The following is a 9,344-nucleotide window of genomic DNA, read 5'->3' on the forward strand; positions in this document are numbered from 1 at the left end:
GTCTATCGCCCGGCGCTGGGCCCAGGCGGGCGCTGATAATCCCCCGATGCGTTTTTCTCCTCGTACCATGGGTCTGTTGGCGGCTGTCGTGACAGTCACCCTCTGGACGAGCTTCATCGTCATCGCCCGCGCCGCAGCCGAGCGCACGCTCACCCCGTTCGACATCGTCCTGCTGCGCATCACCGGCGCCAGCCTGGTGCTGCTGCCCTGGGGCTGGTGGATGGTGCGCCGCCGCCGGGCCGCGCTGGGCGCTGCGGCGCCTGCCTCCAGCCTGGCGGGTTTCTCGCCCCTGCCGCTGCGCACCACGGCCATTCTGGGCACGTTCGGCGGGCTGCTCTATGCCGTGATGGCTTATTCGGGGTTCTTCCACGCCCCGGCCACACATGCCTCGGTGCTCATGCCCGGCAGCCTGCCGCTGTGGACGGCGCTGCTGGCCGCCTGGCTGCTGCGCGATCACATCACGCCGCTGCGTGCCGCCGGGCTGGCCCTGATCGTTGCGGGCGACCTGCTGGTGGGCGGGAGCAGCCTGCTGGCGGCTTTTTCGGGTGGCGACGTCTGGAAGGGCGACCTGCTGTTCATGCTGGCGGCAGTATCCTGGGCCACCTACAGCGTGCAGGCGCGGCGCCATGCGGTCGATGCAGTGCAGGCCACCATCGCCCTCGCCGCCTTTGCCTGCCTGGTGTATGTGCCCACTTACGCGCTGCTGATAGGGTTGGGCGCTGTCACGAGCCGCCTGGCCGTGGCACCGTGGAGCGAGATCGTCTTTCACATGGCGTTCCAGGGCGGGGGGTCGGTGGTGATCTCGGGCATCAGCTTCACCCGCATGATTCAGCACTTCGGGCCTGTGCGCTCGACCATGATCACGGCGCTGGTGCCGGGCCTGTCGGCCATGGGGGCGGTGTACTTTCTTGGGGAGCCGTTGTACTGGAATCTGGTCGCCGGGCTGCTGCTGGTGACCGCCGGTATCCTTGTGGGCGTGCTGCGCAAAAGCCAGGCCCCGGCAGCCCCCGCCAGCGCCGTGCAGCCCCAGCACCCGACAACGACACAACCCGGCCCATGAATCTTCTCGCCTTCGACACCAGCACCGACACCCTCTCCATCGCCGTACAACACGGCGATGGCGTGTGGCAGCACCAGGGGCCTGGCGGGGCGCAGGCCTCGGCCACGTTGATTCCGGCAGTGCGCGCCCTGATGGCGCAGGCCGATCTGTCGTTCGACGCTTTGGACGCCATCGCCTTCGGGCGCGGCCCTGGCTCGTTCACCGGCTTGCGCACCGCCTGCGCCGTGGCCCAGGGTCTGGCCTTTGGTGCACGCGGTGGCCAGGGCGTGCCTGTGCTGCCCGTAGACACCCTGCTCGCCGTGGCCGAAGAAGCCCGCCTGCAGCACGGCTGCGCCCAGGTGGTGGCAGTGCTGGACGCGCGCATGGACGAGGTCTACCACGCGCGCTGCGAGTGGCAGGCAGCCAGCGGCCACTGGCACACCGATGCCGACTTTGGCCTGGGGGCACCCGAGTCGGTGCAGCCCCCCCAAGGCTGGACGGTGGCCGGCAATGCGCACACGCCCTACGGCGAGCGGCTGGCGCCCGGTGCCCACCATGTTTTGGCCCTGCCCACCGCCACCGCCCTGCTGCGCCTGGCGCCCGCCCTGATCGCCGCAGGCGCCGCCGTGGCCGCCAGCGATGCCCTGCCGCGCTATATCCGCGATAAAGTGGCGCAAACCACCGCCGAGCGGGCCGCCCTGCGCGCCGCCCAGGCGGCGGCAACGCCTAAAGACCCCGCATGAGCGCCCTGCCCACCCCGCCCTCCTCGCCAGCCGACGACGCCAGCCACGCCCGCACCGAGGCACGTTTTGAAGCGCTCACGCTGGACCGGCTCGACGCCGTGTTGGCCGTGGAGCAGCGCGCCTACTCGCATCCCTGGACGCGTGGCAACTTCATCGACGCCATGGCCGCAGGCTACCAGGCGCAGGTGCTGCTGGCAGGCGACCACCTGCTGGGCTACTTCGTCGCGATGATGGGGGTGGACGAGGTGCACTTGCTCAACATCACCGTCACCCCTGAGTTCCAGCGCCAAGGGTGGGCGCGGGTGATGCTGGATGCGCTGGCCCTGTGGTCGCGCGGGCGCGGCGCGCAGTGGCTGTGGCTGGAGGTGCGCCTGAGCAACCTGCGCGCCCAGGCCATCTACCAGACCCACGGCTTTCGCCGCGTGGGCGACCGCAAACGCTACTACCCCGCAGACGAAGGCCAGCGCGAAGACGCCGTAGTCATGAGCCTGGGCCTGTAATCGCCCTCCTGTCCACAACACACCGATTGCCCGACCACCCGTATGAGCCTTCACCTTGATGCACGACAGCGCGCCATGCTGCAAGAAATGGGCGTCACCGTGTGGGACCCGGCGCCTGCTGCAATGCCCACAACGCAGGCACCAGCGGCCCCTTCCGTGACGGCGGTAGCAGCACCAGCGGTGGCCCCTTCGCGCGCGCCAGACCCCGTGCGCGCAACCCCCGACACCCGTGCCGCAGCCCAAACTACTTCGGCGCCCCCGCCCACAACAGCCCCCACCGCCCCGGCGCTGACACTGCACGCAGCGCAAGCGCTGTACCCCACGGCGGACCCCGCGCAAACGCCCGCAGACCTCGGCAGCGGCTGGCTGATCGTGGCGGAAAGCCTGGCCCCCGCCGACCCGCTGGGCGGTGACGCCGGGCGCCTGCTGGACAACATGCTGCGCGCCATGCAACTGCACAAGCACCCGCGCGTGTTCCTCGCGGCGCTGGAGCGGCCAGGGCCCGGTAGCAGCGCCCAAGCCAGTGCCGACATCCCCGCCACCTTGGCCGACACGGTGGCCACCCTGAAGCCCGCCATGGTGCTGGTGCTGGGCCATGTGGCCGCGCGCGCGGCCCTGGGCCGCACCGAGCCGCTGGGCCGCCTGCGCGCAGGGCCGCACCAACTGGCCGGGTCCCCCGCCGTCGTGACCTACGACCCGGCCTTTTTGCTGCGCTCGCAGGACACCAAGGCCGCCGCCTGGGCCGACCTGTGCCACGCCTTGGCCTTGGTGCGCAGCCACAGCGCTGTTTGACACAGTGCAGTGCGATAATTCAGCGCTTACTTATTTTTAACGGAGACAGCTCCTTGGAAACCTACCCGAGTTGGTAGCTTTCAGCTCCCCGGCCTGCCGTGGGGTTGAAAGCAACCCCTAATCCCCCACCGCAGACGCCAATCACAAAGGGAGTGAGCCCATGCTCAACATCTTTACGCTCGTCAATGGCCGGCTGTTCCAGGAAGAAATCGAATCCCTGGAAGAGCTGACCAAGTTCCAGCCCATCTGGGTGGACCTGGAAGCCCCCACCCTCGAAGAAAAACGCTGGATCAAGCAGCACTACGGCCTGTCCATCCCCGAGGATGCGATGGACGAGGACATCGAAGAATCCGCCCGCTTCTACGAGGAAGACAACGGCGAGCTGCACATCCGCAGCGACTTCTTGATCGACGACGACGAAGACCCGCGCTCGGTGCGCGTGGCCTTCATCCTGAACCAGCACAACGCCAACCTCAAGAGCCGGGGCGTGCTGTTTTCCATCCACGACGAAGACGTGCCCGTGTTCCGCCTGCTGCGCATGCGCGCACGCCGTGCGCCCGGCCTCATCGAGGACGCCAAGGAAGTGCTGCTCAAGCTGTTCGACGCCGATGCCGAATACTCGGCCGACACGCTCGAAGGCATCTACGACGAGCTGGAAAAGGTGAGCACCCAGGTGCTGGCGGGCGACGTGACCGACGCCCGCGCCGGCGAGGTGCTGGCCGCCATCGCGCGCCAGGAAGACTTGAACGGCCGCATCCGCCGCAACGTGATGGACACCCGCCGCGCCGTGAGCTTCATGATGCGCAGCAAGATGCTCAACGCCGAGCAGTTCGAGGAGGCGCGCCAGATCCTGCGCGACATCGAGTCGCTGGACAACCACACGGCCTTTTTGTTCGACAAGATCAACTTCTTGATGGACGCCACAGTCGGTTTCATCAACATCAACCAGAACAAGATCATCAAGATCTTCTCAGTGGCCAGCGTGGCGCTGCTGCCGCCCACACTGATCGCCAGCGTGTATGGCATGAACTTCAAGTTCATGCCCGAGCTGGATTGGTCGCTGGGCTACCCCTACGCGCTCGGCCTGATGGTGGCCAGCGCCTTGGGGCCCATGTGGTACTTCCGCAAGCGCGGCTGGTTGAAGTAGCCCCCCTGTGGCGCTGCGCGCCCTCCCCCCCGAGGGGGGACGCCTCCGGTGGCCCGGCAAAGCCGGTTCCACGGTGGCGCTGGCGGAGGCGTGCCCTTTTATAGGGCAGCGGATTTGAAATGAAATTGCCTGAGCGCGCACATACCTTAGACGCCCCCTATCCGTTCGGGCTGAGCCTGTCGAAGCCTGGGCGCTCTTTGGCAACAACACTTCGCTAGGTGAAATTGGCCTCTAGCGCTTATTCAACAAGCGCTAACAGCTATTAATTTTATAGCGACCGCAACAGCGTCTGCACCATGTGTTCGGCGTAGCGGCTGGCCACGGCCTGCACGAACTGGGCGAAGTCGACATGGGCGGTATCGTCAGCGCGGTCCGAGATGGTGCGCACGGCGGCAAAGGGCAGGCCGTAGTCGTGGCAGACCTGGGCCACTGCAGCGCCCTCCATCTCCACGGCGAGCACGTTGTGCCCGGCGTCCCGCAGCGCGGTACGCAGGCGCTGGGATTCCTCTGCGGTCGAAACGAATCGGTCGCCGCTGGCCACCAGGCCGTGGTGAACGCGGTGTGCTTGTTCACCGGTTGATTTGAAGCCAAATTGACTGCTAGCGCTTGTTATACAAGCGCTAGCAGCTCCTAAAAGCAGAGCGGTCAGCGCTGGGTCACAGGCCAGTCGGGTGCGCGCGTAGCCCGGCAACTCCCAGCGGGCGAACAGCGGCGATGCGTCCATGTCGTGCTGCACATAGTCCTGCGCCACCACCACATCACCCACGTTCACCCCGTCCCCCAGGCCCCCGGCCACCCCGGTGAACACGATGCGCGCCACCCCAAAGTGTTCGATCAGCGCCGTGGCCGTGGTGGCCGCGGCCACCTTGCCGATGCCCGACAGCGCCAGCACCACCTGCCGGTCGTGCAATTCTCCGCACCAGAAGGCGCGGCCCGCATGCGTCACGCGCTGCGGATGGGCCAGGTGCTGGACCAGCGAGCTTTGTTCTTCGGGCAGGGCGCTCAGGATGGCGGTACTCATACAAACAAACCCTCAAATCTGCTGCGCTGCCACAGCGCGCTAATCAACGCCACGCGGCGACAAAAAAAGGCGGCCGAAGCCGCCTGGGGATTGTGGCGCGGGTTACTTCTTGTCGCGCAACTCGCGGCGCAGGATCTTGCCCACAGGGGTCTTGGGCAGCTCGGTGCGGAACTCGATCACGCGCGGCTGCTTGTAACCCGTGAGGTTGGCCTTGCAGAACTCCCGGACCTGCGCTTCGGTGAGTGCAGGGTCTTTCTTCACGATGACCAGCTTGACGGCCTCGCCGGTCTTTTCGTCAGGCACCCCCACCACCGCGCATTCGAGCACGCCGGGCAATTGGGCCACCACGTCCTCGACTTCGTTCGGGTACACGTTGAAGCCAGAGACCAGCACCATGTCCTTCTTGCGGTCCACCACCTTGAAGTAGCCGCGTTCGTCCATCACACCGATGTCGCCAGACTTGAAGTAGCCGTCGTCGGTCATGACCTTGGCGGTTTCGTCGGGGCGCTGCCAGTAGCCTGCCATCACCTGCGGGCCCTTGATGGCGATCTCGCCCGGCTCGCCCAGCGTGGTGACCTCACGGCCCTCGTCGTCGAGCAGCTTCATGTAGGTGCTCGGAATCGGTACGCCGATGGTGCCGGAGTACTCTTTGCTGGTGGTCGGGTTGCAGCTCGCCGAGGGCGAGGTTTCCGACAGGCCATAGCCTTCGCAGATGGGGCAGCCGGTCTTTTCGAGCCAGAGCTTGGCCACGGCGCCTTGCACGGCCATGCCGCCGCCCACCGAGACCTTGAGGTTCTTCCAGTTGACGGTGTCGAAATCCGGGTGGTTGGCCAGGCCGTTGAACAGCGTGTTGACCGCAGGGAAGCTGTGGAAGGTGTGCTTGGACAGCTCCTTGAGCACCGCGGGCAAATCGCGCGGGTTGGGGATGAGGATGGTTTTTCCGCCGGTGCGCATGCTCAGCATCATGTTCACGGTGAACGCGAAGATGTGGTACAGCGGCAGCGCGCAGATGCTGGTGGGCTGCTCGCCCGCGGGCACCTTCTTCATCACCGGGTCGTTCCAGGCCTCGGACTGCAGCACGTTGGCGATCACGTTGCGGTGCAGCAGCACCGCACCCTTGCTCACCCCCGTGGTGCCGCCGGTGTATTGCAAGAGTGCAATGTCATCGGGCTTGATGTCGGGCTTCTTGAATGTGCCGCGCGTGCCCTGCGCCACGGCCTGGTTGAAGCGCACCGCGCCCGGCAGGTTGTAGGCAGGCACCATCTTCTTGACGTTGCGCACCACGTAGTTGACCAACGCGCCCTTGAGCAGGCCCAGCTGGTCGCCCATGGCGCACAGCACCACATGCTTGACGGGCGTGTGCGCGATGCACTGCTCCAGCGTGGTGGCGAAGTTCTCGATGATGACGATGGCCTTGGCGCCCGAATCCTTGAGCTGGTGCTCCAGCTCGCGCGGGGTGTACAGCGGGTTCACATTGACCACCACGAAGCCAGCGCGCAGCACGGCGGCCACGGTGACGGGGTACTGCGGCACGTTGGGCATCATGATGGCCACGCGGTCGCCCTTGACCAGGCCCAGGCCCTGCAGATAGGCCGCAAACGCGCTGGAGAGCGAGTCGGTCTGGGCATAGGTCACGTCCTTGCCCATGAAGCTGTAAGCCACACGGTCGGCGTACTTCTTGAACGCCTCGTCCATGAGGGCCACAAGGGATGCGTACTGCGAAGGGTCGATGTCGGCGGGAACACCTTGCGGATAGGCGGCCAGCCACGGACGGTCGGTCATTTGTGTTGTCTCCTGGTAAGTTTTTTCGGTAATGAAAGTCGCGCCGATATTTTTCAGCACAGTCGTGCTTTTTTACTGAGGAATTATGCCCGTCAGCCCTTGAGCGCCACGAACACCTCGTCGAGCATTTTCTTGGCATCGCCGAACAGCATGCGGTTGTTTTCCTTGTAAAACAAGGGGTTGTCCACCCCGGCATAACCCGAAGCCATGGAGCGCTTCATCACGATCGAGGTCTTGGCCTTCCAGACTTCAAGCACCGGCATGCCTGCGATGGGACTGGCCGGATCGTCGAGCGCGCTGGGGTTCACGATGTCGTTGGCGCCGATGACCATGACCACGTCGGTGTCGGGAAAGTCCTCGTTGATCTCGTCCATCTCCATCACGATGTCGTAGGGCACCTTGGCCTCGGCCAGCAGCACGTTCATGTGGCCCGGCATCCGGCCCGCCACGGGGTGGATGGCAAAACGCACATTCACGCCCTTTTCGCGCAGGGTTTTGGTGATCTCGTACACCGTGTGCTGGGCCTGGGCCACGGCCATGCCGTAGCCGGGCACGATGATGACGCTCTTGGCATCGCGCAGCAGCTCGGCCGTCTCGGCGGAGCTGACAGGCACGGCCTCGCCCTGCGGCTCAGCAGCATCGCCCTTCTTGGCGGGCGTGCCAGCGCCCGACCCAAAGCCGCCCGCGATCACGCTGAGGAAGTTGCGGTTCATCGCGTTGCACATGATGTAGGACAGGATGGCCCCTGAGGAGCCCACCAGCGCGCCGGTCACGATCAGCAGGTCGTTGGACAGCATGAAACCCGTGGCCGCCGCCGCCCAGCCGGAATAGCTGTTGAGCATGGACACCACCACCGGCATATCGGCCCCGCCAATGGCCATGACCATGTGAACGCCAAACAGCAGCGCAATCACCGTCATCACCACCAGCGGCAGCATGCCCTGTTCAATGGTTTCTGCCCGCAGAAACTCACGGCCGAACCAGATCACGATCAGCAGCCCGGCCAGGTTGAGCCAGTGCCGCGCGGGCAGCAGAAGCGGCTTGCCGCCGATCTTGCCGTTGAGCTTGCCAAAGGCGATGAGCGAGCCGGAGAAGGTCACGGCGCCGATCAGGATGCCGACGTAGATCTCCACCTCGTGGATGATCTTCTCCGCGCCCTGCAACTGGATCGAGGTATCGACGTAGCTGGCAAAACCCACCAGGCAGGCCGCCAGGCCCACCAGGCTGTGCATCAGCGCCACCAGCTCGGGCATCTGGGTCATCTTGACGACCTTGGCGGCATACAGGCCGATGCCGCCGCCGATCACCAGCGCGCCGACGATCCAGGCCATGCCCGAGGGGCTGACGCGTGGGCCGAACACCGTGGCCAGCACGGCCAGCGCCATGCCCACCATGCCGAACAGGTTGCCACGGCGCGAAGTTTCGGGGTTGGAGAGCCCGCCGAGGCTCAGGATAAAAAGGATGGCCGCACCAAGATAGGCGACGGTAGCGAGACTTTGGGACATGTTCTGTGCTCCTCGTTGTTCTTGTCGTTATGGATTTATTTGCGGAACATGGCGAGCATGCGGCGCGTGACCGCAAAGCCGCCGAACATGTTGATGGCCGTGAGTACCGTGGCGGCAAAAGCCAGCCAGAGGATCAGCCCTGCGGGGCGCCCGTTCAAGGTGGCATCGGGCGGCGCGATCTGCACCAGCGCGCCGATGGCGATGATGCTGGAGATGGCGTTGGTCACGCTCATCAGCGGCGTGTGCAACGCGGGCGTGACGTTCCACACCACCATGTAGCCGATGAAACAGGCCAGCACGAACACCGTAAAGTGCCCCAGGAAGGCCACAGGCGCATAGGCGCCAATGGCCCAGAACAGCACGGCCAGCACGGCAAAAACAATGGTCAGCGTCTTGGCGGACATCGGCGCGCCCGTGCCATGGCTGGATTTCTTCGCGGCCACGGGGGCGGCTGCCGCCTTGGGCGCAGGCGCGGGGGCCTGCTTGAGCGGCGGGGCAGGCCAGGTGATGGCGCCATCCTTGACCACGGTGAGCCCGCGGATCGCATCGTCTTCCATGTTGACCACGGCCACGCCGTCCTTGGCCTTGCACAGCTCTTCCGTCAGGCGCAAAAGGTTGGTGGCGTACAACGTGGACGACTGCTTGGCCAGGCGCGAGGCCAGGTCGGTGTAGCCGACAATGGTCACGCCGTGGCGCACCACGGCTTCACCGGGCACGGTCAGCTCGCAATTGCCGCCCTGCTCGGCAGCCATGTCCACGATCACGCTGCCGGGCTTCATGCTCTGCACCATCTCGGCGGTGATGAGCTTGGGCGC

9 protein-coding genes are annotated in these 9,344 nt (G+C 65.7%); 5 read left to right on the forward strand and 4 right to left on the reverse strand.

Annotated features, from left to right (window positions below; all coding sequences use genetic code 11):
• Positions 1-46 precede the first annotated feature (46 nt).
• The 5 genes from Q0105_RS17000 (at position 47) to corA (ending at position 4,221) form a co-directional block, all read left to right on the forward strand.
• Positions 47-1,060, forward strand: coding sequence for a DMT family transporter (locus tag Q0105_RS17000; RefSeq protein WP_298213320.1), 1,014 nt, complete (start codon positions 47-49; stop codon positions 1,058-1,060).
• Positions 1,057-1,782, forward strand: a complete 726-nt coding sequence (gene tsaB, locus Q0105_RS17005) for a tRNA (adenosine(37)-N6)-threonylcarbamoyltransferase complex dimerization subunit type 1 TsaB (protein WP_298213321.1) — start codon at positions 1,057-1,059, stop codon at positions 1,780-1,782. Before Q0105_RS17000 ends, tsaB begins: the two co-directional genes overlap by 4 nt.
• Positions 1,779-2,282, forward strand: coding sequence for a ribosomal protein S18-alanine N-acetyltransferase (gene rimI / locus Q0105_RS17010; protein ID WP_298213322.1), 504 nt, complete (start codon positions 1,779-1,781; stop codon positions 2,280-2,282). Before tsaB ends, rimI begins: the two co-directional genes overlap by 4 nt.
• Positions 2,283-2,324: 42 nt before the next feature.
• A complete protein-coding gene (locus tag Q0105_RS17015; RefSeq protein WP_298213323.1) occupies positions 2,325-3,074 on the forward strand; it encodes a uracil-DNA glycosylase family protein in 750 nt (249 codons plus the stop codon).
• Between the two features lie 160 nt (positions 3,075-3,234).
• Entirely contained in the window at positions 3,235-4,221 is a 987-nt protein-coding gene (gene corA, locus Q0105_RS17020) for a magnesium/cobalt transporter CorA (protein WP_298213324.1), read from the forward strand.
• A gap of 268 nt (positions 4,222-4,489) precedes the next feature.
• On the opposite strand, the gene Q0105_RS17025 is transcribed toward corA, so the two are convergent.
• From Q0105_RS17025 to Q0105_RS17040, 4 genes are all read right to left on the reverse strand, one after another.
• The gene (locus tag Q0105_RS17025; RefSeq protein WP_298213325.1) at positions 4,490-5,242 is read right to left on the reverse strand and encodes a 5'-methylthioadenosine/adenosylhomocysteine nucleosidase; all 753 of its coding nucleotides are present in this window, start codon (positions 5,240-5,242) and stop codon (positions 4,490-4,492) included.
• 102 nt (positions 5,243-5,344) lie between these two features.
• On the reverse strand, positions 5,345-7,024 hold the full coding sequence (locus tag Q0105_RS17030; protein ID WP_298213326.1) for a long-chain-fatty-acid--CoA ligase: 1,680 nt from the start codon (positions 7,022-7,024) through the stop codon (positions 5,345-5,347).
• Positions 7,025-7,116: 92 nt separating this feature from the next.
• Complete coding sequence (gene pntB, locus Q0105_RS17035) at positions 7,117-8,529, reverse strand: Re/Si-specific NAD(P)(+) transhydrogenase subunit beta (protein WP_298213327.1); 1,413 nt, start codon at positions 8,527-8,529, stop codon at positions 7,117-7,119.
• Positions 8,530-8,564: 35 nt separating this feature from the next.
• The coding region (locus Q0105_RS17040; protein ID WP_298213328.1) for a proton-translocating transhydrogenase family protein at positions 8,565-9,344 on the reverse strand (780 nt) is incomplete at its 5' end.

Source organism: Acidovorax sp. (assembly GCF_027492855.1).
Taxonomy (GTDB): domain Bacteria; phylum Pseudomonadota; class Gammaproteobacteria; order Burkholderiales; family Burkholderiaceae_C; genus Acidovorax.

Coding starts and splice junctions, on each gene's coding strand:
- Q0105_RS17000 (WP_298213320.1), top strand. CDS start 47: ATGCGTTTTTCTCCTCGTACCATGGGTCTGTTGGCGGCTGTCGTGACA.
- tsaB (WP_298213321.1), top strand. CDS start 1,057: ATGAATCTTCTCGCCTTCGACACCAGCACCGACACCCTCTCCATCGCC.
- rimI (WP_298213322.1), top strand. CDS start 1,779: ATGAGCGCCCTGCCCACCCCGCCCTCCTCGCCAGCCGACGACGCCAGC.
- Q0105_RS17015 (WP_298213323.1), top strand. CDS start 2,325: ATGAGCCTTCACCTTGATGCACGACAGCGCGCCATGCTGCAAGAAATG.
- corA (WP_298213324.1), top strand. CDS start 3,235: ATGCTCAACATCTTTACGCTCGTCAATGGCCGGCTGTTCCAGGAAGAA.
- Q0105_RS17025 (WP_298213325.1), bottom strand. CDS start 5,242: ATGAGTACCGCCATCCTGAGCGCCCTGCCCGAAGAACAAAGCTCGCTG.
- Q0105_RS17030 (WP_298213326.1), bottom strand. CDS start 7,024: ATGACCGACCGTCCGTGGCTGGCCGCCTATCCGCAAGGTGTTCCCGCC.
- pntB (WP_298213327.1), bottom strand. CDS start 8,529: ATGTCCCAAAGTCTCGCTACCGTCGCCTATCTTGGTGCGGCCATCCTT.